Origin of the sequence: Arthrobacter sp. UNC362MFTsu5.1, from assembly GCF_000685965.1 — a bacterium.
In the GTDB taxonomy this organism is placed as follows: Bacteria; Actinomycetota; Actinomycetes; order Actinomycetales; family Micrococcaceae; genus Arthrobacter.
Genome location: NZ_JMLE01000020.1, coordinates 32,713 through 57,149 on the forward strand (window position 1 = coordinate 32,713; position 24,437 = coordinate 57,149).

A 24,437-nucleotide genomic window follows, 5' to 3' on the forward strand; every position below is an offset into this window, starting at 1 on the left:
CTTCCATTCGAACATACCTTCGAATAGTAACCATGAGATGGGACGCACAAGCACTCCGGCCGGCGCCTGCGGGCAACAACGCGGGCAACAGCGCAGGCAACGCGTCAGCGGCCGCCCCAGCCGCTGACGCGTTGCTGCCGCTGGCCGGGCTTGTGCGTTCCGTCTCAACCCCCGAATTTGCCGGGGTCACTTTCCATGAGGTCACCGCCAAATCGGTGCTCAACAAAGTGGCAGCCGGTTCGCGCATGCCCTTTGAATGGACCGTGAATCCCTACCGCGGCTGCAGCCATGCCTGCGTCTATTGCTTTGCCCGCAAAAGCCACACCTATCTGGACTTTGACGCCGGCCTGGATTTCGACAGCCAGGTTGTGGTCAAGATCAACGCGGCCGATGTCCTGCGGAAGGAACTTGCCAAGCCGTCCTGGGGTCATCACCACGTGGCCCTGGGCACCAACACCGATCCGTACCAGCGCGCCGAGGGGCGCTATCAGCTGATGCCCGGCATCATCCGCGCGCTGGCCGATTCGGGGACGCCGCTCTCCATCCTCACCAAGGGGACCCTGCTGGCCAGGGACATCCCGCTGCTGAAGCACGCCGCTGCCCAGGTGCCGGTCGGAATCGGTATTTCGCTGGCCATGACCGACGAACAGTTGTCGGAGGCCGTGGAGCCCGGAACGCCGGGTCCCAGGGCCCGGCTCAAGCTGGTCTCACGGCTGCGCGAAGCCGGCCTGCCGTGCGGCGTCATGGCCATGCCCATCCTGCCGTGGCTCTCCGACAGCGACGACGCCCTGGACTCACTCTTCGGTTCGCTCGCCGCGGCAGGCGCCACGGGTGTGACGGCCGGCGCCCTGTACCTCAAGCCGGGCACCCGCGAGTGGTTTATGCAATGGATCGCCGCCCGCCATCCCGAACTGGCGGGCCGTTACCGCAGGCTGTACGGCACAGGATCCTACGCCTCCAAGGAGTACCGCGAATGGCTCGCGGGACGGATCCGCTACTTCAAGGCCCGGCACGGCTTTTCCGGTTCGCACGGCTTCAGCCACCGCGACCTGGCCCAGGACGCCAGGGACGAAGAAGCACAGTATCCCGCCGGCAGCATCCCCGAAGCCCGTACCGGGCCCGGCGCGAATTCCGGTGTGGAATCCGCACAGCCCACGCTTTTCTGACCCGGCATTCCATCCCTGCGGGTTAAACGCTTCCGGCTCCGGTTCTGCCATGGGCAGGGCCGGAGCCGGTGTGCGTGCCTGAGTGTCCGGGCCGGGGGCCGGAATGGCTGGCGGGCTGCTGCCGGTTAGCTGGCCGGGATGACCAGGCCCTTGAACTTCGTGTTGATGAAGTCCTTCATCTCCTGCGACGTCAGGATCTTGAAGAGCTTCTGCACGCGCGGGTCGTCCTTCATCTCTGCCTTGACCGCCAGGACGTTGTAGTACGCGCTGTCCTTGCCCTCCACGAGCAGCTGCTTGTCGGCGCTCAGCCCGGCGGGCAGGGCGAAGGCCAGCGTCACAATGGCGGCGTCCTTGTCATTGAGCGCCTGCGGAAGGCTGGCGTTCTCGATTTCGGTGAACGCCAGGTTCTTCGGGTTCGCCTTGACGTCCTTGAGCGTGATCGGGTTTTCGGTGACTTCAATGAGCCCCTTCGACGCCAGCAGCTTCAGCGCGCGGGACTCGTTGGTGGGATCGTTGGGGATCGCCACCGAGGCGCCGTCGGGAAGGGCCTCCAGGCTGGCGATGTCGTTGGAGTAAAGGGCCATCGGGGGCAGGTAGACCTTGCCGACGCTCACGAGGTTCTTGCCGGAAGCCTTGTTGTAGGTTTCCAGGAAGGTCGAATTCTGGAACAGGTTGGCGTCAATATCGCCGTCGCTTACAGCGGGGTTCGGCGTGTTGTAGTCGCTGAATTCCTTGTACTCCACCGTGAGGCCCTCCTTGGGGGCGAGCTCACGCTGGACATGCTTGAGCATGTCGCCGGCCGGCACGGCCAGGGCACCCACCTTGATGGTTTCGGCGGATCCGGCAGAGGTGCCGGCGCCGCAGGCAGACAGGGCGAGTATGGCGGCTACTCCGGTTGCGGCGGCTTTCAGGACGTGTGATCGGAACATTGGAACTCTTTCGCGGAATGGATCATGAGGGGATGTTAAGTTGGGCGGGAAATGACGCAGGAGGGAGCACCGGCGCGTTCTTACGGCCGGATGACGAGCCGCTAGCGGTGTGAGAGGCGGCGTGCGGCGAAGTTGCCGAGGGACTGGAAGACCTGCACCAGCAGGATCAGCAGGATCACCACACCGAACATGTACTCGGGGCTGTAGCGCTGATAACCGTAGCGGAACGCAACGTCGCCGAGCCCGCCGCCGCCCACGGCACCCACCATGGCGGAGTATCCGATCAATCCAACAACGGTGGTGGACAGCCCAAGCGCCAGGGCGGGAACGGCCTCGGCCACCATCACCCTGGTCAGGATGGTCCACCGGGTGGCGCCCAGCGATTCGGCGGCTTCGATCAGCCCCCGGGGAACTTCGCGGATGCCGATCTCCACGAGGCGGGCGAAGAACGGGATGCCGGCGATGGTGAGGGGCACGATCGCGGCTGTTGCGCCAATGAAGGAGCCCACCACCAGGCGGGTGAAGGGAATCAGCAGAATCATCAGGATGATGAACGGGATGGACCGGCCAATGTTCACTGCCACGTCCAGCAGGCGGTTGATGACCGTGCCGAGGATCCTGCTGCCGAACGGCTTGGCGAGGAGTCCGCCGGGCTCGGTGGTCACGAGGAGGACACCGGCGGCCAGGCCGAACACCACCGTGAACAGCAGACTGAAGCCCACGGTGTAGAACGTCTCGCCGGTGCCCTTGAGAATCGTCTCGAACAGGTCGCGCCAGAAGTACGGGTCGTCGCGGTCAATCATTTAACGACCTCCACAAAGAGTCCCTGGGCCCGAAGATCGGCCACTGCGGCGGCAACCGCCGATGGTTCGCCCGGCAGTTCCAGCCGGGTGCGGCCGGTCTGCCGGCCATGGATGGTTTCCACGGCCGCGCCGAGGATCCCGACGTCGATGCCGTGCCGGCGGGCCAGCCGCGCAATGACCGGACTGTCGGAGGTGGCTCCGGTGAAGGTGATTTCGATGATGGTGTTGTCCGTTTCCGGTATGTCGCCGAGCGGGAAGAGCGCATGGCCCAGCAAGGACTTCTCGGTGGTCAGCAACTGCTCCACGGGCCCCTGTTCCAGGATCCTGCCCTCGCTCATGACGGCGGCGGCGTCGCAGATGCGTTTGACCACGTCCATTTCGTGCGTGATGAGCAGCACCGTGAGGCCCATGTCCTTGCTGAGCTGCCTGATGAGGTCCAGGATCTGGGTGGTGGTTTCGGGGTCCAGCGCGGATGTTGCCTCGTCGCTGAGCAGAACGGATGGCTTGGAAGCCAGCGCACGGGCAATCCCGACCCGCTGCTTTTGACCGCCGGACAGCTGCGCCGGATACGCGGCCGCTTTTCCGTGGAGGCCCACCCGCTCGAGGATCTCCAAGGCCTGTGACCGCCTCGCGGCGCGCCCCGCTCCGGTAATTTCGAGGGACAGCTCCACGTTGGCCTGCACTGTCCGGCTGCTGAGCAGGTTGAAGTGCTGGAAGATCATGCCGATGTTGTGCCGGGCGCTGCGCAGCCCGGCACCGGTCAGGGACGTGACGTCGCGGCCATCCACCACGATAGATCCCGAATCGGGGCGCTCCAGCGAATTGATGGTGCGGATCAGCGTGCTCTTGCCGGCACCGCTTTGCCCGACGACGCCGAAGATCTCACCGCGTCCGACTGCCAGCGAAACGTCGTCGAGCGCACGAACCGCCGTCTCACCGGAGCCGTAGCTCTTCGACACCCGTTCTACGGAAATCATGGGGCTCCCTGTGATGGCTCAAATCCTCGCGGAACGATTGTCCGCAAAAGCGGGTGCGGACAACGTCCGCACCCAACTTAAGAATTCTGCCAAGAAGCCATTGAAGGCGCCCAATCCGAATTTATTCCGCAGAAACGGGTTTCAGCACTCGGATAATTTCACGAATCCAGCGGAACCCGCTCTGAACCGGCAACTGCAGCGAGCAGGGCCCGGACAATCGGGAAATCCGCCGGGATCCAAGGAAGGGTGAGAGCTTCGCCACTTTCCGTCAAGCTGATCCAGCGCAGTTCGTCGTGGTCTTCCAGCGGGCGGGGTTCGCCGTCCGCGATCTCGGCAAACCAGACGCGCATGGTGGCCTTGGCATTGAGCGGCCAGCCGGAAGCGGACTCCGCCAGCAGCTCAGCGCCCAGCCGGACGCCAATGCCCAGTTCTTCCCTGAGCTCGCGGTGCAGGGCATCCTGGGCAGCTTCGAGCGGCTCCACCTTGCCGCCCGGGAACTCCCACATCCCGGCGAACTGCGGTGGCGCCGTCCGGCGGGCCACCAGGAGCCGGGCCGGGGCACTCAGGGAATCCACAACAGCTCCGCCAACTACATTGATGAGTCCAGTCACCGCAACAGTCTATGGGGGACAATGGTGGTGGCCGGTTCCGCCGGCGTCGTCCCGGAACGGCAGTCACCCAGGAACCGGTGACCCGGAATACGGCCGCCTCCTCCAATGTTGCAGTAATCAGATTTTATGCTTCGCGCTGACTGAATCCCCGATGAACCAGAACTTTCGAAAAGCAGGCCAATGACCTTCACGCCCACCCTCAGCCCCGTCAAGCCGAAGGCCGGACCCCGCAACGTCGCCTTGGCCATCGTGTCCCTCGCGATGGGCGGATTCGGCATCGGCGTCACCGAATTCACCATGATGGGGCTGCTCAAGGAGGTGGAACAGGGCCTGAACATCGGTACTCCGGAAGCGGGCCACCTCATCTCGGCCTACGCGCTCGGTGTCGTGATCGGGGCGCCGCTCCTGGCAGCCGTCGGCGCCAAGCTTCCCCGCAAGCACCTCGCGCTGGGCCTCATGCTGTTCTTCAGCCTCGCTAATCTCACGTCATTCATCGCTCCGGATTACGGCACCATGCTGGTGTCCCGGTTCGCGGCCGGATTGCCCCACGGAGCGTTCTTCGGCGTGGCGGCCGTCATTGCCGCTTCGCTGGTTGCACCGACAAAGCGGGGCTGGGCGATTTCCATGGTGATGGCCGGCCTGACCATCTCAAACGTCATCGGCGTTCCCTTCGCCACCTGGCTGGGCCAGGCGTTCGGGTGGCGCCTGCTGTTCGTGCTTGTCGGTGTGATCGGGCTGGTGACACTTGCCATGCTCTGGAAGTTCGTCCCGTTCCAGGAAGCGCACCCGGATGCCAGCATCCGGCGGGAACTTGGCGCCTTGAAGCGGCTCCAGGTGTGGCTCGCCATCCTCATCGGCATCGTGGGTTTCGGCGGGTTCTTCGCCACCTACACCTACATCGCGCACACCATGACGTCCGTGGCGGGGATCCCGGCGTCGTTCCTCCCCCTGGTGGTGGCCCTCTACGGACTCGGCATGGTGGCCGGCAACATCGTGGGCGGCCGCATCGCGGACAAGTCGGTCATGGGCACCATCTATTGGGTGCTGCCAGGAATCGCCGCCGCCCTGGTGGTGTACGCCGTAGCTGTCCATTGGCCGTGGTCCGCTTTCGTGATGGTGTTTGTGGTGGGCGGTGCCGGCTCACTGCTGGTACCCGCCCTGCAGACCCGGCTGCTGGATGCCTCCCCCGACGCCCCGTCGCTGGCCTCCTCGCTGAACCACGCAGCCTTGAACGTCGCCAACGCGCTCGGCGCCTTCCTCGGCGGCCTGGTCATCGCCTGGGGCTGGGGCTACGTTGCACCGGCACTCGTCGGCGCCGTACTGGCCGTTCTTGGGCTTGGCGTTGCCGTCATCAGCGGCCTGCTGGAACGCAAAAGGCCACTGGTGTCCTAACCTGCCCGGGCAGGGTTCGGTCCAGCGGCCCCGTGCGGGTGCAAACCCCGGAGTACGGATCAGACGCTCGCGCGCACCAGGTCCGGTTCAAGGTAGATCACCCGTGCAATGGGCACGGCCTCGCGGATGCGCTTTTCGGCGTCGTCGATGACCGTGGCGATCTCCGCTCCGGTGGCCGCGGCGCCGACGCTGATCTTGGCAGCGACCAACAGTTCTTCCGGACCCAGGTGCATGGTCTTCAGGTGGATGATCCTGGTTCCGTCGGCCTCAAGCGCGGTGCTGATCCTGGCGACGTCCGCCTTGGTGGCGGATTCCCCGAGCAGCAGCGACTTGGTTTCGAGGGCAAGGACGATGGCGATGGCAACCAGCAGGAAACCGATCATCGCCGTTCCCAGTGCGTCCCAGATGCCGTCGCCGGTGATCAGCGTCAGGCCCACGCCGAACAAAGCGAACACCAGGCCCAGCAGAGCCCCCAGGTCCTCCAACAGGATGACGGGGAGCTCCGGCTGCTTGGCGTTGCGGACGAAGTGCACCCAGCTCTGCTTGCCGCGGATGCGGTTTGACTCAGCAATTGCCGTCCGGAACGAGAAGGACTCAGCGACGATCGCACCGATCAGCACGGCCAGCGGTACCCACCAGAAGTCGCCTTCGATGGCGTGCGGGTGCTGAATCTTCCCCCACGCCTCGTACAGTGCAAACAGGCCGCCCACGCTGAACAGCACGATCGAGACGATGAACGCGTAGATGTAACGTTCGCGTCCGTAGCCAAAGGGGTGCTCGGGGCTCGCGGCACGCTGGGCCCGCTTGCCGCCCACCAGCAGGAGGACCTGGTTGCCGGAGTCGGCAACGGAGTGGATGGCCTCGGCCAGCATTGACGACGACAGCGTCAGGATGAACGCGACGAACTTCAGTACAGCGATGGTCAGGTTTGCAGCCAGAGCCGCGACGATCGCCTTGGTACCGCCATTTGCAGCCAAGTGAGCTTCACCTCTTCAGGGATTGCCGGAAAATTGCAGGTGCGATCACCGCGCAATGCTGATGCCCGCAAGGATCACGGTACCTGCCCGCCGCTCCCGGACACACCACGGGTCACAGCGGACGACACCAAAAACATTGAAAATAAGCCTGCTGACAAGGAAACACACCTGTGTTAGCTTGAACATAATCGGGACCCGTAGTGAGTTCCGACGATTATGTAGGAGGAGACATGGGCTTTCTTGGCTGGATCATTCTCGGACTCATTGTAGGAGCAATCGTCAAGGCAATCATGCCTGGTAAGGTCGGCGGCGGCTGGGTCACCAGCCTCGTGCTTGGTGTCGTCGGCGCCATCGTCGGCGGCTGGATCGGCGACCTGTTGTTCGGCGGCGGCAAAATGGAATTCTGGAACCTCGGTTCCTGGCTTCTCGCCATCGTCGGCGGCCTTGTAGTAGCCGGCATCTACGGCTTCATCACCGGCCGCAGCAAGACCTCATAAATTCACCCACCACCACTGAGGGCACCAGGTGCCTGACAGTGAGGAGTACGACGGCGGGGCCCACCGGAAGGCGGGCCCCGCTGTTGCGTTAAGGCCGTTTTTCGTTGAAGCCGGGTTCTGCCCAGCCGCGTACGGGCGTTCAGGCCCGCTTCTGCGAACGCGCACTCGCGTAGAGGCACACCGTTGCCGCCGTGCCGACGTTCAGGCTTTCCGCGGCCCCGTAGACCGGTACCGCCACCCGGTGGTCCGCCAGTGCGAGTTCAGCCTCGGTCAGCCCCTGTGCCTCGTTGCCGAACAACCATGCCGTGGGCCGCTCCAGCTCGTACACGGAGGCTGTGCCGGAGGCACCCAGCCTCCGTGCCGCGTTTTCATCCTGGAGCTGGTCAAGGTCAAGCTGGCCGTATCCGTCGGCGGCCAGGATGCCGATGCCGCGTTCGCGGCAGGCGGCGGCCAGGTCGGCAAGGTCCGTTCCCAGCACCACGGGGAGATGGAACAGGGAGCCCGCGGTGGAGCGGACGGCCTTGGGGTTGTATATGTCCACGCTGGAGGCTGTCAGGACGACGGCGTCGGCTCCGGCGGCGTCAGCTGCCCGCAGCACGGTGCCCGCATTTCCGGGGTCCCGCACCTGGCACAGCACGGCGATAAGCCGTGGACCGGCGTCGAGCACTGCGTTGAGGTCCACATCCACAAAGGCGCAGACGGCGATGATGCCCTGGGGATTGACGGTGTCCGCCATCGCGGCAAGCACCTCGTCGGTAGCGAGCCGGGCATTGACGCCCTCGGCGAGTTCATCAAACTCGGGATAGCGGTCCAGGCAGCTCTCGCTGGCGAACACTTCGTGGACCACGCCCGGCTCCCCCGCGGCAGTCCTCTTCCGGTGGAGCACCAGGGCCTCCCGGACCGCCTGCGGGCCCTCGGCCAGGAACTGCCCGCGCTTTAAACGGGCCGGGCGCCCTGCAAGCTTTGCCACATCCCTCACCCGATCAGCTCGGGGGTTGGAGAGTGGAAAGTCTTGCGGGCGCCCGGTTTCGTTCATATAAGAACTTTAGTGGCTATTGCCACCGGTCCCTGAACTGCGGAATGCTACTTGGCAGCCTTTTCGGCGGCCGGCTTCTTTGCAGCCTTCGCCTTGGGAGCCTTGGCCTTCGGGGCGGCATCGTCCGAGACGGCCGGCGCGGAAGTGTCAGCAGGCAGCGAGTCCTTGGCGATCTGTACCAGCGCAGCAAAGGCGTTGGCGTCAGAAACGGCAAGCTCGGCCAGCATACGGCGGTCAACCTCGACCTCAGCGGCCTTCAGGCCCTGGATCAGACGGTTGTAGGTCAGGCCGTTGGCGCGGGAAGCAGCGTTGATGCGCTGGATCCACAGGCGGCGGAAGTCGCCCTTCTTCTTCTTGCGGTCGCCGTAGCTGTACACAAACGAGTGCAGCAGCTGCTCTTTGGCCTTGCGGTACAGGCGTGAACGCTGTCCACGGTAGCCCTTGGCGCGCTCAAGGATAACCCGGCGCTTCTTGTGGGCGTTGACCGCCCTCTTCACACGTGCCACGTGCGTACTCCTTCGAAAATCTGATCCCAAGCATCTACTGCCGGTACAACCGGCTGGCCTGAGAAGCCTTTTTGGTAGTTGACCGCTGCCAGGTGGCAACAGTCAGAGAACTTGGAACTTAGATGCCGAGCATCTTCCGGATGACCTTGGCGTCGCCCTTGAAGACGATCTTGTCGCCGGCGAGGCGACGGGTCAGCCTGGAGGACTTGTGCTCGAGGTAGTGGCGGCGGTTGGCCTGCTGGCGACGCAGCTTGCCGCTGCCGGTCAGCTTGAAGCGCTTCTTAGCACCACTGTGGGTCTTCATCTTCGGCATGGGAACCGATCTCCTTACGTATCCGCAGACAAGTCTGCAGTCTTTCGTGCAGCCACCCCTGCGGGCGGCGTGCTGGTTGCTTGCTGTGCTCAGGCGATGCTTCGCACAGCTTTGAACTAGTTAGTCTTCTTGCTGCCCGGTTTGGGAGCAGCAGGTCGTGCTGCAGGCTTCGGTGCCGCAGGCCGGGCTACCGGCTTGGGCGGCGGTGCGGGAACCCCGGCCGGCTTCGGCGCCACGGGGGCAGCCTCTGCGGGCTTCGGTGCAACCGGCGCCTTGGCCACAGCGGGCTTGCTTACCGCAGGACGCGGCGCTGCCGCTGCCCTGGGGGCTTCGCGCTTCGGAGCTTCCTGCTTGGGTGCTGCCTGCTTCGGAGCTTCCTGCTTAGGCGCTTCCTTGACGGGCGCTGCCTGCTTCGGAGCTTCCTCAGCGGGAGCTTCCTGCTTCGGAGCTTCCTTGACCGGGGCTTCTGCTTCCGGGGCCGCAACCGATTCCGCAGGTGCCTCGGCGCTGGTTGAAGCCGCGGCCTCAGTGTTCGCCTCGGGTGCTGCTTCTTCAGTCGTAACGGCAAAACCCTCAGGAAGCAGGTCCGCAAGGGACTGCGTCATGGCGGGCTGGTCGCGGCTGACGTCCACCCGGCCGCTGGCCTTGGCTTCGTTCTGGGCCTTGGCCTCGGCGCGCTGCGTCGCACGGCGGGCTTCTGCCTTGGCCTCAGCCTTGTTCTTGAGCGGACCAACAACCATGACCATGTTGCGGCCATCGATGCGGGGGCTGGACTCGACAACGCCGACTTCGGCGACATCGTCAGCAAAGCGCTGGAGCAGGCGGATGCCCATTTCCGGACGCTGCTGTTCGCGGCCGCGGAACTGGATCATGGCCTTGACCTTGTCCCCGGCGCCGAGGAAGCGGAGGGCGTGGCCGCGCTTGGTCTCGTAGTCGTGGGTGTCGATCTTCAGCCGGAAACGGATTTCCTTCAGAACCGTGTTGGTCTGGTTCTTCCGGGCCTCGCGTGCCTTGACGGCGGCTTCGTACTTGTACTTGCCGAAGTCCATCAGCTTGCACACCGGAGGCTTGGCCTGCGGTGCAACTTCAACGAGATCAAGGTCGGACTCGGCAGCCAAACGCAGGGCGTCCTCAATACGGACGATTCCTACCTGTTCACCTGCAGGGCCGACCAGCCGCACCTCGGGGACGCGGATACGCTCATTGATTCTTGGCTCGCTAATGTTAGAACTCCTGTGGTTGAGATGAGTACTCCACCGGCAAATAGAGAAGGCCCCCAATTGCCGGAGCAATCGAAGGCCTCGAAGATCGGATGTACACCGCCTCCGGGGAGGCTGTACGCGTTCCACGCAACTGACGCTGCTGTGGACCGCCCGACCAGGTACCCGGCAACCTTGCTTCCGCGGGAAACTACTTCCGGGAAATCGGCTGACGCGGGTGGGAGAGAACTCCGCTTGCAAACTGAAAGTCAATCCTACCGAAGGAACCCCAAAAACTGCACATCGGCGGTTACGAGTTTCACATAGCAAAATAACGACATTCAGTCGGTCTGTGACAAGCTTACCAGTATGAGCACTTCAGACAGTAATTCACACGTTTTCGAGCCCGCCGCCGGTCAGCGGGACGGCCAGGAGCAGGTCTCGCAGCAGATCCGGGACATCTCCGAGGTTCCCGCCATCGAGGTCATCACCACCGCCGCTGTGCACCTGATGAGCGCGTCGGCCGTCAAGCTCGGCCTTGCCGCCGAGGACAATGCCGAGGAGCTCAAGGACCTGGATGAGGCCCGCAAGCTGATCACCGCCCTGGCCGGACTCGTGACTGCTGCCGCTCCGGAAATTGGTTCCCAGCACGCCGGTCCGTTGCGCGACGGACTTCGCTCCCTGCAGCTGGCCTTCCGCGAAGAGTCCATCATTCCTGACGCGCCGGGCAAGGGCCCGGGGGAAAAGTACACCGGCCCGGTCAACTAGGAGCCAATCCAGGCTTTCAACCGGCATATCGACGGCGGCGTGCGGACCAACGGGGTCTGCCCGCCGCCGTCGTCGTTTGAGGCCCGAAGATTTAGCGCCGTCACCGCATCAGGCCGGTGGCCGCGATCCTGTCGTTGGATCAGGCGGGAGCCGGTCCCGCTCTAGGCGGCCAGGGTGCGCCGGCGGCGGTGGCGCAGCAGCACCAGGCCGAACAGGCAAAGGACAACACCCGCAGCTCCTACCGAGACAAATCCGGCGGACGGTCCGATTCCATCAATGAAGACACCGGCCAGCGGTGCGCCGAGGGCCACCCCCGCGGTCAGTGCAGACCCGTACCAACCCATGGCCTCTCCGCGGCGGCCCTCCTCCACGAGCTCGGCCACTTTTTCCGAGGCAGAGGAAAGGACCGGCGCGCACAGCAACCCTGGCAGCAGCGACAGCAGGCACAGGGTCAGCGTGTCCCGGGCGAAGCCCATCGGGATGGTGAGGGCGGCCATCCCGAGTAACAGGACGATCGGGGAAACCGGCCGGTGCATGGCGCCGTAGAGGAGCCCGCCGACAACGGAAGCCGCGCACCAGAAGACGAAGACCAGGCCGATCTCGGCCTGGTGTCCGCCGGTCTCCAGAGCGGCAACAATGCCCACGTCGGTGCCGCTCAGGACCATTCCTGCCCCGGCGGCCACGGCAAAGACCGCCGCCACCGCGGCGGTCAACCAGGCAAAGTTGTGTGCCACCCTGTGCCGCAGGCCCGAGCGGCGGAGCTCACCGGCCGCCACCGGAGCAAGTTCGGCAGCAGCCTCCTGCAGGTGCGCCGGAGCCGCGGCGACGACCGCCACTTCCGCGCCTTCCTGCTGGTCCGTTTCGTACTCGGCATCCGGCACCGCGCTGCGCGTGGGAGGGTTGAACCACATCAGGAACAGGCCGGCCACGGACGTGCACACACCCACCACCGTCAGTCCTGCCACCGAATATCCGGCAGTGGCCACGATGGCGCCGGCCGCGGGGCCGAGCATAAACACCAGCTCCGTGGCGATCGCATCCAGCGCGAAGGCGGTCCGCCGTTGCTCCCCGCTTGCCAGCACGCCCAGGGACTGGCGCACCACGCTGAAGATGGGCAGCGTGAGGAGTCCCCCGACGAAGACCAGCGCCAGCAGCCACTCGTACGAGACGTGCGGAACCACGGACCAGATGACGGTCTCGGAGACGACGGAAGGAATCAGTGCTTTGCGCAGGCCGACGGTGTCCACCCGGCGGCCGCGCCAGGGGGCCCCGACGGCGATGCCGATGGTCATGACCGCTGCTGCGGCACCGGCGGCGGCATACCCCTCGCCCAGGGTGAGGACGATGTGCAGGGTCAGCAGTACCCCGGCCGCTGAATGCGGTATCCGGGCTATCATTCCGACGGTCAGCAGCCGCCTGATGGGCCTGACTGCAAGAAGCTCCTTGTAGAGAGCGAAATTCACGGGTTACGTCCTTCATCCTGCCGACGGCAGGACCGGGATGTGACCCGCCTGCCGTCAGCTACTCTGCTGCGCGCTGCAACTTTACCTCTATCGAATCAACCCGCTCGGCAAAGACCGCATTCCGGGACCACTCGGTGTTGAGTCCGGCCACTACTGCCTGGACGGCCGCCGCGTCCAGTCCGTCTGCCAGGTACAGCACGACACGCAGCTCCGGGCCGGGACCGCCGCCGGGGACAACCGCACCGCCGGCTGTTGACGACGCGACACCGCCGCCCGGCTCGAGTTCCACGCGCCTTACCGGCGGATAGCCGGCCGTTGCATCCGCCATGGCGCGCGCAAGTTCCGGATCTGCGTAGGACGGAAGCCACTCCTGCTGCTGGGCGAGTGCCCAGACGGCCGGCCGGCGGACAACGAACGTGTATTCGGAACCGGGGTCCAGCACGAGGAGTTCGGCGCCTTCGGCCACGGCGGACAGTGCGGCCCTGGCGGCATACACCGCCACCGGTCGGGCTTGCGGGTGCCACGCTTCCAATGCCGCTGCCGACGTGAAGACGGGAAGGGCGGTCCGCCCGTCCGGTGCTTTCAGCGTTACGAGCGCCATGTCCGCCTGCTTGTCCCCGTGAAGCGTATGGTCGTGCGTCCCGTGGTCGCTCTCTTCGGCCAGCTGGGCAACGATCGGAACAAACACCCGGGCAGTGGCCAGGGACGCAACCACCGCAGCCTCACTGCCGGCAGCGGAGCGCAGGGCGTCAACAGCGGCGAGGTAACCGGCATCGGCCGTGCCGTCGTCGTCCTCGAAGTTGTGGATCTTCGCATCCTCGCCGGCCAGGCTTCGGCCGGCCCAGGGCTGGCCGGCGGAATCCGTGGCCCCGCCTGAGCCGGCAAGCGCAGCGGCGATGTGGCCGGGCAACTGCCGGGGGGCCGGGGGGCGCTGTTCCGCTGGAGGTCGCTGATCCATGGTGGTTGCCGGCCTAGCGGCGGCCTGCTACGTCAAGCGCTTCCGGCAGCGTGAAGGCACCGGCGTACAGGGCCTTGCCCACGATGGCACCTTCAACGCCCAGCGGGACGAGGGAGCGCAGCACTTTGAGGTCTTCCAGGCTCGAGATGCCGCCGGAGGCCACCACCGGCTTGCCGGTCTTCTCCACCATCTGGCGGAGCAGCTCAACGTTGGGGCCCTGCAGGGTGCCGTCCTTGGTGACGTCCGTGACCACGTAGCGGGCGCAGCCGGCTTCCTCGAGGCGTGCCAGCACGTCCCACAGGTCGCCGCCTTCCTTGGTCCAGCCGCGGCCCGCCAGTGTTGTTCCGCGCACGTCGAGGCCGACGGCGATCTTGTCACCGAAGCGGTCGATGGCCCGTGCAGTCCACTCCGGGTTTTCCAGGGCCGCCGTGCCCAGGTTCACCCGGGCGACGCCGAGGTCCAGGGCTTTTTCGAGTGATTCGTCGTCGCGCAGGCCGCCGGACAGTTCAACGTTGATGTCCAGCCGCCCCACCACTTCGCGGAGCAGTTCGGCGTTGGATCCGCGGCCAAAGGCTGCATCCAGGTCCACCAGGTGCACCCACTCGGCGCCCTGTTCCTGCCAGTTGAGCGCAGCTTCCAGCGGCGTGCCGTAGCTCGTCTCGCTGCCGGCCTCGCCCTGGACCAGGCGGACCGCCTGGCCGTTCACGACGTCGACGGCGGGCAGCAGTTCCAGGACGGGCAGCGGCGTTTCGGTGGTCATCTTCAGGTCCTCAGGTTGTAGTGAAGCTGTGGTGAACAGGCAGGGGTGCGGGCCCGGCTAGTTGGCCGGCAGGGTAAGAAGGTATGCGGCCAGCAGCGACATTCCGGCCAGAACGTAGAAAACGACCTGGGTCCAGAGCGGCTTGTGCTGCTGCCTGAAGGACAGCGCCCCGCCAACCAGCAGGCCGGCGAGGCCCATCAGGACTATGGACCACATCTAGGCGGCCGGTCCGCTGCTCGCGGCAGCGGCTTCCGTGGCGGCCGCCTTGCCGTGGCGCAGGCTGTTGACCCAGTTGCGGAGGAGTCGGGCGCCGGCGTCGCCGGACTTTTCCGGGTGGAACTGGGTGGCGCACAGCGGCCCGTTCTCCACGGCTGCGATGAACGGTGCGCCGTGCTCGGACCAGGTGACAAGCGGCGCCGCCATGCGGGGCTGGATGACGTCGAAGTCCCAGTGCTGCACACCGTAGGAGTGGACGAAGTAGAAGCGCTCGTTTTCAACGCCCTCGAAGAGCCGGGATCCTTCCGGAACCTTCACGGTATTCCAGCCCATGTGGGGTACGACCTCGGCGGGCAGCAGTTCCACCTTGCCGGGCCACTCCCCCATGCCCTCGGCTTCGGTACCGTGCTCGACGCCGGCCTCGAACAGCACCTGGAGTCCCACGCAGATGCCGAGGACAGGACGGCCGCCGGCGACACGCCGGCCGATCATCCGGATGGCGTCCACGGCCTTGAGCTCGCGCATGACCGTTTCGAAGGCTCCGACGCCGGGGACCAGCAGCCCGTCGGCATTCAGGACGTCCTCGGGCTTGGCGCTGAGGATGACCTCGGCGCCCGCACGCTCCAGCGCACGGACGGCCGAGCGGACGTTGCCGGAGCCGTAGTCCAGGACTGTGACGGTGGGTTTGCCCTCGGGTGACGCCGGCTTGGCGTTTCCGGCCGGATCCAGGATTGCCCCGTCCTGGAGGATCGGCCCGGTCACAGCGCACCCTTGGTGGAGGGGATGCCCTCCACGCGGGGGTCCGGCTCCACGGCGGCGCGCAGGGCACGCGCGAAGGCCTTGAACTGGGCTTCCACGATGTGGTGGGGGTCCCGGCCTGCGATGACGTTCATATGCAGGCAGATACCGGCGTGCAGGGTGATCGCCTCGAAGACGTGACGGGTCAGCGAACCGGTGAAGTGGCCGCCGATCAGGTGGTATTCCTGCCCGGCGGGCTCACCGCCGTGCACCAGGTAGGGCCGCCCCGAGACATCGACGACGGCATGGGCCAGGGCTTCGTCCAGGGGTACGGTGGCTTCGCCGAAACGGCGGATCCCGGCCTTGTTGCCCAGCGCGGTGCGAAGCACTTCGCCAAACGTGATGGCGACGTCCTCCACCGTGTGGTGGACGTCGATGTGGATGTCACCGGTCGCCTTGACGGTCATGTCGATGAGCGAGTGCTTGCACAGTGCGGTCAGCATGTGGTCGTAGAACGGAACCGAGGTGCTGATGTCCGAGATGCCCGTGCCATCAAGGTTGATCTCGACGAGCACGGATGATTCGCTCGTGGAACGCTCCATACGGGCGGTCCGGGCCTCGGCAGCAATGGATCCGGTGGTGCTCATGTGTTGTGTCCTTTGGATGTAAGGAGAAATACCGTCTGTGTGCAAGTCTGCGGAACCGGCTCCCTGGGAAACCGGGGTCTGACTCAAGTTTAGGCCGGGACGCTGGGCTGCCCGGCCAGGATCAGTTCCAGGGCTTCGAGGAAGGCTGTGGTTTCCGTCTCAGTGCCTGCCGTGACGCGCAGGTGGCCGGGGATTCCGACATCCCGGATCAGGACGCCGGCGTCCAGCAGTCCCTGCCAGACGCGGTGGGGATCCTCGAGCCCGCCGAAGAAGACGTAGTTCGAGTCGGAAGCGGCAGGCTTGAGTCCCATCCGGGTCAGCTCCGTGACGATCCGGTCGCGCTGCCGCTTGATGTCCTCGACGTCGGCCATGAGGGCTTCGCGGTGTGTCAGGGCTGCCAGGCCGGTCGCCTGCGTGATGGCGGACAGGTGGTACGGCAGCCGAACGAGCCGCAGTGCGTCCGTAACCTCGGGGGCGGCCGCCATGTAGCCGAGCCTTGCACCGGCCAAGGCAAAGGCCTTGCTCATGGTGCGGGACACGATCAGGCGCTCACGGCCCGGCAGGAGGATGAGGGCGCTGGGCGTCCCGTCGTGCGCAAACTCGTGGTAGGCCTCATCGACGATCACGACCGTCTGGCTGGCCTCGCCCGCGGCGTAAACGGCTTCCACCACGTCCAGCCCCAGGCCCGTGCCGGTGGGGTTGTTCGGTGAACACAGGAAAACGATGTTGGGCTGGAGCTCCCGCACCTGACGGGCCGCCGACTCAGCACTGAGGCCGTAATCGTCCGCACGCTGGCCGACGATGTAGCCCGTGTCGGTGCCGCTTGCCAGCAGGGGGTACATGGAATACGTGGGCGGGAATCCGAGGGCGGTACGCCCCGGCCCGCCAAACGCCTGCAGGATCTGCTGCAGCACTTCATTGGACCCGTTGGCGGCCCAGATGTTCTCAGCGCCCAGTCCGTGGCCCAGGTACTCCGCCAGGCGCTCACGCAGTTCGGTGAACTCCCGGTCCGGGTAGCGGTTCAGTCCCGCCGCGGCAGCGGTCACGGCCTCGGAGATGGCGGCGAGGACATCGGCCGGAACGCCATGGGTGTTTTCGTTGACGTTGAGCAGGATGGGAACATCCAGCTGCGGCGCACCGTACGGGCTCAGGCCCCGAAGGTTGGTCCGGAGGGGAAGTCGGTTCAGTCGCTCTAGCTGGTCAGTCACTTCAACAGTTTAAGTGAGGGTGGCCGGGCCGCCGAAACTGTGACGCCACCTCCCGGTCTCAAGCAGGTCTTGACGGGCTGGATTGAGTCCTGGCGCCCTAGTTTGAAGGGACAAAGATCTGCTGCCCCGGCATGACCCTGCCGCCGTCGAGGTTGTTCAGCTGGACAATGTCGGCCACGACGTCCCGCGGGTCACGTTCGGGCGCCACGGACCCGGCGATCTCCCAGAGGGACTGCCCCGGCTGAACCGTCACCGACACGGTGGGAGTCAAGGACAGCTCGGTTGCGGAATCCGCGGCCTTCGCCGGCGAGTTCAGGAAGCCGGCCAGCGAGATCAGGAGCACGGACAGCAGGATCAGTGGAATCCCGACCAGGACAATGCGCCCGCGGCGGGTCAGTCGGAGGGGCGGCTGCGAGGACCTGGTCTTCGCCGCCTTAACGACCGGGCGTTCCTCCCAGTTGAAGCCCAGCATGGGAGATTCCGGGCCGTGGTGTCCCAAACCCTGCTTGGCCGAACCATCATGACGCGAACCGTGAATAGCGCTTGTAACTGACATGAACTGAGCCCTCCTGGACCTGACTGTGCTGCCCGCTGTGTTCCTGAAGCCGGCGACCGCCCGTTCCGGTTTTCGAACATAGAACCGAAGGAGCGTTGCGACTAGAACACATATTCGAACTTTACTGGTTCTGTTCTAGCACTTATTAACGAACATTGTCGAGACTCACTAGAACAAATGTTTGAAAAACCTGTGGGGCTGGCCTACGTTTGAGCTACAGAACAACCACTTCTGCAGTTGATCAGCAGGGTCTGACATTTCAGGCCGGAAGTTCCCGGCACCTGCAGCGATGGAGGCCGGGGAGAACGGAAAGGCGTTGGCGAACATGGCAGCACAAGCCACCGGCGGCAGGGCTACGCAGCGGAGCCAGCAGTCATCAGCGAAGCCGAAGGGCCTCACAGTACGTCAGAAGAAAATTCTGGAAACGATCCAGCGCTCCGTCAACGACAACGGCTACCCGCCGTCAATGCGTGAAATCGGCGACACCGTGGGGCTGGCCAGCCTCTCCAGCGTCACCCACCAGCTCTCGCAGCTTGAGAAGCTGGGCTACCTCCGCCGCGACCCCAAGCGGCCGCGTGCCATGGAAGTCCTGATGCCGTTGACCCTGGACGAGGGTACGGCCAAAATCACCGGCGTGGAGAAGCCTGCCCGGCTGCGTACCGTCGGCGGCCTGTCTGTTTCCGAACTGGCCACGGCAACGGATACGGCCATGGTCCCCTTGGTCGGGCGGATCGCTGCCGGCGGCCCGATCCTGGCTGACCAGGTCGTCGAGGACCTGATGCCGCTGCCACGGCAACTGGTGGGCCACGGGGAGCTATTTATGCTGAAGGTGTCCGGCGATTCCATGATCGACGCGGCGATCTGCGACGGCGACTGGGTTGTGGTGCGCCGGCAGAGCGACGCCGCCAACGGCGACATTGTTGCCGCCCTCCTCGATGATGAAGCCACAGTCAAGACGTTCCGCCAGCGGGACGGCCACACCTGGCTGCTGCCCCAGAACACGCAGTACGAACCCATCCTGGGCGATCACGCCACCATCATGGGCAAGGTCGTTTCGGTCCTTCGCTCGCTGTAGCAGCGCACTCCTTCAGGCGGAAGCGGCCTCTGCCGGAGCCTGTGCAAGCCGGCTCAGCGCCGCAACCGCGATGGCCGGATCAGTGGTGGGCCAGAACGGTGGCAGGGCAGCCCGCAGGAAGCCCCCGTAACGCTCCGTGGACAGCCTGGAGTCCAGGACGGCCACAACACCTTTGTCGCCCGTGGAGCGGATCAGCCGGCCTGCTCCCTGGGCCAGCCGGATCGCGGCGTGGGTGGCCGATACCGACATGAAGCCGTTGCCGCCCGCCTGGGCCACGGCCCGGGAGCGTGCCGTCATGAGCGGGTCATCCGGCCGCGGGAACGGAATCCGGTCGATGACCACCAGCCGGCATGACCCGCCGGGGACGTCAACACCCTGCCACAGGGACATGGTGCCGAAAAGGCAGGTGTCCGGTTCGTCGGCGAACTGCCGCACGAGTGCGGTCATGGTCGATTCGCCCTGGCACAGGATGCTGACATCCAGCCGCGGGCGCATGGCTTCTGCCGCTTCTTCGGCGGCCCGCCGCGACGAAAAGAGGCACAGTGCCCCGCCGCCCGAGGCCCGGATAAGTTTCTCCAGCTCATCCAGCGCTTCAGGGGATGTCCCCCGGCCGGGCTTCGGCAGATGGCTGGCCACGTAGAGGATTCCCTGCTTGGGATAGTCAAAAGGGGACCCGACGTCCACTCCGGTCCAGCTGGGTGCGCCCTGTCCCACGAGCCCGAGCCCGCCGGCGGCGGGTTCGAAGGCCGATCCTATGGCGAGGGTGGCCGAGGTCAGGATCACTGTATGGCCCGCAAAGAGCCCGTCACGGAGCTTTCCAGCCACACTCAGCGGTGCAATGTTGATCAGGGCCGGCGCCGCATCGTCCGGCTGGGAGTAGCCCTGCTGCGGGTCAAAGGTGCTGTTTCGCGAAAACCAGACCACTTCGCGGTTTTCCCGCGCGGCAATCAGGCGTTCGCAGAGCTCAAGGATGACCATCAGGCGCGACCGGGCGAGCTGGCGTCCGCCGTCGGCCGTGTTGGCGCTGTCCCCCTTGGAGTCGGACAGGGCGGCGCGGCAGGCTTCCCGCAACTGGTCCACGCAGTCGAGTTGTTCATCGTTGAGGCCGTTGGGCAGCAGGCCGCTGGGGACTCCGGCGATGGCCAGCTCAAGGTTGGCGGCAGCGTTGTTGAGCGCATCCACCGTGATCCCGGTGTTCTTGCGGGCGCCGGAGGCGGCGGCGTGGACCATGGCCACAGACAACTGGCCGGAGACTGCCCCCGTCACCCGGTCCTGGAGCTCGTGCGCCTCGTCCACCACCACGACGTCGTACTCCGGCAGCACGGCCAGGCCCTCGAAGGCGCTGACGGCCAGCATGGCATGGTTGGTGACCACAACGTCGGCCTCGGCTGCGTCATGCCGGGCAAGTTCGCTGAAGCACTCGGCAGCCATGGGACATTTCTGCGCTCCCAGGCATTCCATCGACGTGACGGACACCTGCCGCCATGCACGGTCCGTCACACCGGGCATCAGTTCGTCCCGGTCCCCCGTGGCGGTCTTCTCCGCCCATTCGCGGAGCCTGACTACTTCCTTGCCCAGCTGCGATGCCGGACCGCCCAAGGAGGCGGCGAAGTGCGGGACGCTGGTGTCCTCCCCCAGTGAGAAGAGCTGACCCTCCGACGGCTCTTCGGAGGGGAACCCGCCGTCGAGCTTATGCCGGCAGACGTAATTGGCCCTGCCCTTGACGAGGGCTACCTTGACGGGGCGCTCCAGGGCGGGGGTGATGGTTTCCAGCAGCCGCGGAAGGTCCCTGCCCACGATCTGGGTCTGCAGGGCCAGGGTGGCGGTGGACACCAGGGTGGGTTTGTCGCTGACCTGTGAATGGGCGATCAGCGGAATCAGGTACGCGAGTGACTTTCCGGTGCCGGTTCCGGCTTGGACCAGCAGGTGGTCGCCGCTGTCGATAGCGCGGGCCACCTGCCGGGCCATCTCGTGCTGGCCGTCGCGGCTCTGTCCGCCCATGCCGGACACCGCCCGGTCGAGCAGTTCGATGACGAACTGCTCGCCGGCGGAGCCGCTGGTTTCTCCGGCCCCGGGATCAGACATTGCTGATGAAGGATTCCAATTCAGCGGCGAGCCCTTCGCGCACCATGACCAGGGCGCGGGTGCCCTGCTCTTCATGGTCCAGTCGAAGGATTTCGGCGTCCGTTTCGTGGAGCTTGCTGATCAGGTCACCGCGGTTGTACGGGATCAGCAGTTCCATCTTGACGCTGGGCCGCGGAATGGATTCGCTGATCGCCTTCAAGAGCTCAGCGATGCCCTGCCCGGTGCGCGCGGACACCACCACGTGGCGGGGTTCGCGCTGCTTCAGCCGTTCCACCACGAACGGGTCCGCGGCGTCGGCCTTGTTCAGCACGATGATCTCGGGCACTTTACGGGCGTCCACTTCGCTGAACACTGCCCGGACCGCCGCGATCTGGCCCTCCGGATCGGGATGCGAGACGTCCACCACGTGCAGGATGAGGTCCGAATCCGCCACTTCCTCCAGGGTGGAACGGAAGGCCTCCACCAGCTGGGTGGGAAGGGACCGCACGAAGCCCACGGTATCGGCCAGGGTGTAGCCCAGGCCGTCCGCTGTTTCCGCCTTGCGGACGGTGGGATCCAGCGTGGCGAACAGGGCGTTCTCCACCAGGACGCCGGCGTCGGTCAGCCGGTTCAAGAGCGAGGACTTTCCGGCGTTTGTGTACCCTGCGATGGCTACGGACGGCACGGAATTACGACGGCGGTTGGCCCGCTTGGTCTCCCGCGCCGGCTTCATCGCGGCGATTTCACGCCGCAGCTTGGCCATCCTGGTGCGGATCCGGCGCCGGTCCAGTTCGATTTTGGTTTCACCGGGACCGCGGGAACCCATGCCGGCGCCTGCGCCGCCCACCTGGCCGCCGGCCTGGCGGGACATGGATTCGCCCCAGCCGCGCAGGCGCGGGAGCAGGTATTCAAGCTGCGCCAGCTCCACCTGGGCCTTGCCTTCACGGCTCTTGGCGTGCTGGGCGAAGATGTCCAGGATCAGGGCGGTGCGGTCGATGACCTTGACCTTCACAATGTCCTCGAGTCCACGCCGCTGTGACGGTGCCAGCTCGGCATCCACCACCACGGTGTCCGCACCGGTGGACATCACAATGTCCTTGAGCTCCTGGGCCTTGCCGGAGCCGAGGAACGTGCCGGGATCGGGCTTGGCACGGCGCTGGACAATGCCGTCCAGAACCTCCGAGCCGGCAGTTTCCGCCAGGGCGGCAAGCTCGCGGAGGGAATTTTCGGCGTCGGCGAGGGTGCCTTCTGTCCACAGGCCGGCCAGCACCACGCGTTCGAGGCGCAGCTGCCGGTATTCAACTTCGGTGACGTCTTCGAGTTCGGTGGAAAGGCCGGCCGTGCGGCGCAGGGCCCGGCGTTCCTCAAGGTCCTGCTGGTCCCCGTCGAAGATGCTGTGTTCGCTGTCCTGGCGGGAAATCGCCTGGGCCGATCCCAAAACTCCGCGCGAACTTTCCGGGGCGGAGTGGGCGGCACGGGCCGGGACATCCTTGGACAGAATCCGGTCGATGACGGCCTGGATTTCCTCAGGACTCATGTCCTGGGAGGCTGCATCTGATCCGGTGTTGGGCTGGTTGGTCATGTTCTCCTTTGAAGATTCGACACCTTCAGAATAATGCTGATTGTTTGTCTGCGGGGCGGTATTCGCGCTGGGCTGACGACTATTGGTCATTCGGGCTCCTGGAGTGCCGGCGGCTGCGGCGCAGCGGGCGGCGGTACGGACGGTATGCGGGGCGACGACGTGCGGGGCAGGCGGCGTTGCGGTGGGTGCGCGTTTTCGGATGGGCGCATGGTCAGACGATCAGCATTGCTGGACTCCAAGTAGTACGGGCGGGACGTTCTGCCGGACAATCACGGCGTGACGGCGCACTGAGCGGAAGGTTAATACCTGCGTCGCTGCGGGACGGGCGGTGCCCGTGCCGGCTACTCAAAGATCAAGAACATGGATTAAACATTAGCAGACGGGTTTCCGTGCCCCGTTCCAGTCCTCGTTTCCCATCGGCGCGCCGGGCAACTAATCTGGCGAGTTATGGAGTCTGCACACTATTTCAGCGCCCAGCCTGCCGGGCCGTTCACCCGCAAACCGCTAACCGTGGAACTCGCCGGTGAAACCCGCAGGCTGCAGACGTCCAGCGGCATCTTCAGCCCCGACGGCATCGACAAGGGAACTGCCGTACTACTGGCCGACGTGCCGTCCCCGTCACCCCAGGGCAACCTGCTGGACATCGGCTGCGGCTGGGGTCCCATCGCGCTGACCATGGCCCTGCGGGCACCCCACGCGCACGTCTACGCCGTGGACGTCAACGAGCGCTGCGTCGCCCTGACCAACGAGAACGCCGGCCTGCTGGGACTGGACAACGTCACGGCCAGCCTGCCCGACGCCGTTGATCCCGGCCTCCTGTTCGACACGATCTGGTCCAATCCGCCGATCCGGATCGGCAAGGACGAGCTTCACTCCCTGCTGCTGCTGTGGCTGCCCCGGCTGGCTGCAGGCGGATCCGCCTGGCTGGTGGTCCAGAAGAACCTTGGTTCCGACTCGCTTCAGCGCTGGCTGGCCGCTGAACTGGACAGCAGCTTCACCGTCACCCGCGAGAGCACCTCGAAGTCCTTCAGGATCATCCGGGTCAGGAAAGCGTCCCGCTAGCCACGATCACTGCGGGACCACTGAGTTCCACATGTTCGTGGCCTTCCGGGCCCGCAAAGAATTTAACGCCGACGACGCCGCCGGGCACGTTCACGTTCCAGGCATCCGGCGCGCCCTGCCCGGCCCAGTGCCGGATGGCGACGGCTGCTGCGCAGGCGCCGGTGCCGCAGGACTGGGTCTCCCCCACGCCGCGTTCGTGGACCCGCATGGTGACTGTGCCGACGCCGTCGTGGACCAGCGGCTCGGACGGGACGACAAACTCGACGTTGGTGCCGTTCGCCGGCTTCGGATCGACGTGCGGTGCCTTGAAGAGCTGTGTGGCCTCGAGTTCGCTGAGTTCGGCCAGGGCCACCACGGTGTGCGGGTTCCCCATGCTGACGGACAACGCAGGGCGCGGCACTTCCAGGCCGTCCGCGGTCACCAGCGAGTCCATGGCACGTGCGGTGGCCTCGCCAGGGAAGATGAATTCCCACGGCCCCATGTCCACCGCGTAGCCGTTTTCGGTCCGCACCACCGTCTTGACGCCACCGCGCGTGCCGATGGTCAGGGCATCGCCGGTGCCGAGCCGGACAAGTCCTTCGGCGATGAGGAAGTGGACAAACACGCGGACGCCGTTGCCGCACATTTCCGACAGGGATCCGTCACCGTTGCGGTAGTCCATGAACCACTCGGCATCCGGGTGGACTGCCTGCAGCTCCCGCCCCTCCGGGAGGAAACGCGAAGGCACGGCCCGGATCAGTCCGTCACCGCCGATGCCGCGGTGGCGGTCACAGAGTTCCGCGACCTGCTCGGGCGCAATCGGCCAGGTACCTTCGGGGTCGGCAACGAGCACGAAATCGTTGCCGGTGCCATGGCCCTTGGAGAAGGCCAGGCCGCTCAGCCCCTGGAGTGTGCGGTCAGGGGCGGGTGCAAGGGTTTCGTCCATGGATCAAGG

At 65.6% G+C, this 24,437-nt stretch carries 26 protein-coding genes; 6 read left to right on the forward strand and 20 right to left on the reverse strand.

What is annotated here, in order from left to right:
* Nucleotides 1-32: 32 nt before the first annotated feature.
* Nucleotides 33-1,166 (forward strand): Rv2578c family radical SAM protein, encoded by a 1,134-nt coding sequence (locus BS38_RS25515; RefSeq protein WP_043439072.1) that lies wholly within the window; start codon nucleotides 33-35, stop codon nucleotides 1,164-1,166.
* A 125-nt stretch (nucleotides 1,167-1,291) separates the two neighbouring features.
* On the opposite strand, the gene BS38_RS0117185 is transcribed toward BS38_RS25515, so the two are convergent.
* The 4 genes from BS38_RS0117185 to BS38_RS0117200 form a co-directional block, all read right to left on the reverse strand.
* Nucleotides 1,292-2,095 (reverse strand): MetQ/NlpA family ABC transporter substrate-binding protein, encoded by an 804-nt coding sequence (locus BS38_RS0117185; protein WP_028271920.1) that lies wholly within the window; start codon nucleotides 2,093-2,095, stop codon nucleotides 1,292-1,294.
* Nucleotides 2,096-2,196: 101 nt separating this feature from the next.
* A complete protein-coding gene (locus tag BS38_RS0117190; RefSeq protein ID WP_028271921.1) occupies nucleotides 2,197-2,898 on the reverse strand; it encodes a methionine ABC transporter permease in 702 nt (233 codons plus the stop codon).
* Entirely contained in the window at nucleotides 2,895-3,875 is a 981-nt protein-coding gene (locus BS38_RS0117195) for a methionine ABC transporter ATP-binding protein (RefSeq protein WP_028271922.1), read from the reverse strand. The genes BS38_RS0117190 and BS38_RS0117195 overlap by 4 nt, the downstream gene beginning before the upstream one ends.
* A 158-nt stretch (nucleotides 3,876-4,033) precedes the next feature.
* Nucleotides 4,034-4,486 (reverse strand): (deoxy)nucleoside triphosphate pyrophosphohydrolase, encoded by a 453-nt coding sequence (locus tag BS38_RS0117200; protein ID WP_028271923.1) that lies wholly within the window; start codon nucleotides 4,484-4,486, stop codon nucleotides 4,034-4,036.
* A 180-nt stretch (nucleotides 4,487-4,666) separates the two neighbouring features.
* On the opposite strand from BS38_RS0117200, the gene BS38_RS0117205 reads away from it, so the two are divergent.
* Nucleotides 4,667-5,878: an MFS transporter gene (locus BS38_RS0117205; RefSeq protein ID WP_028271924.1), complete on the forward strand. Its 1,212-nt coding sequence runs from the start codon at nucleotides 4,667-4,669 to the stop codon at nucleotides 5,876-5,878.
* 59 nt (nucleotides 5,879-5,937) lie between these two features.
* On the opposite strand, the gene BS38_RS0117210 is transcribed toward BS38_RS0117205, so the two are convergent.
* Nucleotides 5,938-6,855, reverse strand: a complete 918-nt coding sequence (locus BS38_RS0117210; protein ID WP_028271925.1) for a cation diffusion facilitator family transporter — start codon at nucleotides 6,853-6,855, stop codon at nucleotides 5,938-5,940.
* 230 nt (nucleotides 6,856-7,085) lie between these two features.
* On the opposite strand from BS38_RS0117210, the gene BS38_RS0117215 reads away from it, so the two are divergent.
* Nucleotides 7,086-7,352: a GlsB/YeaQ/YmgE family stress response membrane protein gene (locus BS38_RS0117215; protein ID WP_028271926.1), complete on the forward strand. Its 267-nt coding sequence runs from the start codon at nucleotides 7,086-7,088 to the stop codon at nucleotides 7,350-7,352.
* Between the two features lie 139 nt (nucleotides 7,353-7,491).
* Here the strand turns inward: BS38_RS0117215 and BS38_RS0117220 are convergent, their stop codons facing one another.
* The 4 genes from BS38_RS0117220 to infC all read right to left on the reverse strand — a co-directional run bounded on the left by BS38_RS0117220 (nucleotide 7,492) and on the right by infC (nucleotide 10,388).
* Complete coding sequence (locus tag BS38_RS0117220) at nucleotides 7,492-8,388, reverse strand: TrmH family RNA methyltransferase (RefSeq protein ID WP_028271927.1); 897 nt, start codon at nucleotides 8,386-8,388, stop codon at nucleotides 7,492-7,494.
* 47 nt (nucleotides 8,389-8,435) lie between these two features.
* The gene (gene rplT / locus BS38_RS0117225) at nucleotides 8,436-8,894 is read right to left on the reverse strand and encodes a 50S ribosomal protein L20 (protein ID WP_028271928.1); all 459 of its coding nucleotides are present in this window, start codon (nucleotides 8,892-8,894) and stop codon (nucleotides 8,436-8,438) included.
* A 118-nt stretch (nucleotides 8,895-9,012) separates the two neighbouring features.
* Entirely contained in the window at nucleotides 9,013-9,207 is a 195-nt protein-coding gene (gene rpmI, locus BS38_RS0117230; protein WP_009358635.1) for a 50S ribosomal protein L35, read from the reverse strand.
* A gap of 116 nt (nucleotides 9,208-9,323) precedes the next feature.
* Nucleotides 9,324-10,388, reverse strand: coding sequence for a translation initiation factor IF-3 (gene infC / locus BS38_RS0117235; protein ID WP_028271929.1), 1,065 nt, complete (start codon nucleotides 10,386-10,388; stop codon nucleotides 9,324-9,326).
* Nucleotides 10,389-10,775: 387 nt separating this feature from the next.
* Between infC and BS38_RS0117240 the strand changes: the two genes are divergently transcribed.
* Complete coding sequence (locus BS38_RS0117240) at nucleotides 10,776-11,174, forward strand: DUF1844 domain-containing protein (protein WP_028271930.1); 399 nt, start codon at nucleotides 10,776-10,778, stop codon at nucleotides 11,172-11,174.
* A gap of 161 nt (nucleotides 11,175-11,335) precedes the next feature.
* Here the strand turns inward: BS38_RS0117240 and BS38_RS0117245 are convergent, their stop codons facing one another.
* The 8 genes from BS38_RS0117245 to BS38_RS0117280 form a co-directional block, all read right to left on the reverse strand.
* Nucleotides 11,336-12,637: an MFS transporter gene (locus BS38_RS0117245; RefSeq protein ID WP_028271931.1), complete on the reverse strand. Its 1,302-nt coding sequence runs from the start codon at nucleotides 12,635-12,637 to the stop codon at nucleotides 11,336-11,338.
* Between the two features lie 58 nt (nucleotides 12,638-12,695).
* A complete protein-coding gene (locus BS38_RS0117250) occupies nucleotides 12,696-13,595 on the reverse strand; it encodes an SseB family protein (RefSeq protein ID WP_028271932.1) in 900 nt (299 codons plus the stop codon).
* A 13-nt stretch (nucleotides 13,596-13,608) separates the two neighbouring features.
* On the reverse strand, nucleotides 13,609-14,355 hold the full coding sequence (gene priA, locus BS38_RS0117255; protein ID WP_028271933.1) for a bifunctional 1-(5-phosphoribosyl)-5-((5-phosphoribosylamino)methylideneamino)imidazole-4-carboxamide isomerase/phosphoribosylanthranilate isomerase PriA: 747 nt from the start codon (nucleotides 14,353-14,355) through the stop codon (nucleotides 13,609-13,611).
* Nucleotides 14,356-14,412: 57 nt separating this feature from the next.
* Entirely contained in the window at nucleotides 14,413-14,571 is a 159-nt protein-coding gene (locus tag BS38_RS27430; protein WP_197024972.1) for a hypothetical protein, read from the reverse strand.
* Complete coding sequence (gene hisH, locus BS38_RS0117265; RefSeq protein WP_028271934.1) at nucleotides 14,572-15,333, reverse strand: imidazole glycerol phosphate synthase subunit HisH; 762 nt, start codon at nucleotides 15,331-15,333, stop codon at nucleotides 14,572-14,574.
* Nucleotides 15,330-15,956, reverse strand: a complete 627-nt coding sequence (hisB, locus tag BS38_RS0117270; RefSeq protein WP_028271935.1) for an imidazoleglycerol-phosphate dehydratase HisB — start codon at nucleotides 15,954-15,956, stop codon at nucleotides 15,330-15,332. Before hisB ends, hisH begins: the two co-directional genes overlap by 4 nt.
* Before the next feature lie 89 nt (nucleotides 15,957-16,045).
* Complete coding sequence (locus BS38_RS0117275; protein WP_028271936.1) at nucleotides 16,046-17,164, reverse strand: histidinol-phosphate transaminase; 1,119 nt, start codon at nucleotides 17,162-17,164, stop codon at nucleotides 16,046-16,048.
* 97 nt (nucleotides 17,165-17,261) lie between these two features.
* The gene (locus tag BS38_RS0117280) at nucleotides 17,262-17,720 is read right to left on the reverse strand and encodes a LysM peptidoglycan-binding domain-containing protein (RefSeq protein WP_028271937.1); all 459 of its coding nucleotides are present in this window, start codon (nucleotides 17,718-17,720) and stop codon (nucleotides 17,262-17,264) included.
* A 325-nt stretch (nucleotides 17,721-18,045) separates the two neighbouring features.
* On the opposite strand from BS38_RS0117280, the gene lexA reads away from it, so the two are divergent.
* The gene (lexA, locus tag BS38_RS0117285) at nucleotides 18,046-18,795 is read left to right on the forward strand and encodes a transcriptional repressor LexA (RefSeq protein ID WP_028271938.1); all 750 of its coding nucleotides are present in this window, start codon (nucleotides 18,046-18,048) and stop codon (nucleotides 18,793-18,795) included.
* 12 nt (nucleotides 18,796-18,807) lie between these two features.
* Here lexA and BS38_RS0117290 read toward each other — a convergent pair whose 3' ends face one another.
* Both BS38_RS0117290 and hflX read right to left on the reverse strand, forming a co-directional pair.
* On the reverse strand, nucleotides 18,808-20,880 hold the full coding sequence (locus BS38_RS0117290; RefSeq protein WP_028271939.1) for an ATP-dependent DNA helicase: 2,073 nt from the start codon (nucleotides 20,878-20,880) through the stop codon (nucleotides 18,808-18,810).
* Nucleotides 20,873-22,441 carry a GTPase HflX gene (gene hflX, locus BS38_RS0117295; RefSeq protein WP_028271940.1) on the reverse strand — a complete coding sequence of 523 codons (1,569 nt, stop codon included), beginning with the start codon at nucleotides 22,439-22,441 and terminating at the stop codon, nucleotides 20,873-20,875. Before hflX ends, BS38_RS0117290 begins: the two co-directional genes overlap by 8 nt.
* Nucleotides 22,442-22,888: 447 nt before the next feature.
* On the opposite strand from hflX, the gene BS38_RS0117300 reads away from it, so the two are divergent.
* Nucleotides 22,889-23,503, forward strand: coding sequence for a class I SAM-dependent methyltransferase (locus tag BS38_RS0117300; RefSeq protein ID WP_028271941.1), 615 nt, complete (start codon nucleotides 22,889-22,891; stop codon nucleotides 23,501-23,503).
* Here BS38_RS0117300 and dapF read toward each other — a convergent pair.
* The gene (gene dapF / locus BS38_RS0117305) at nucleotides 23,484-24,428 is read right to left on the reverse strand and encodes a diaminopimelate epimerase (protein WP_028271942.1); all 945 of its coding nucleotides are present in this window, start codon (nucleotides 24,426-24,428) and stop codon (nucleotides 23,484-23,486) included. The two genes, BS38_RS0117300 and dapF, sit on opposite strands and share 20 nt — an antisense overlap.
* Nucleotides 24,429-24,437: the final 9 nt, after the last annotated feature.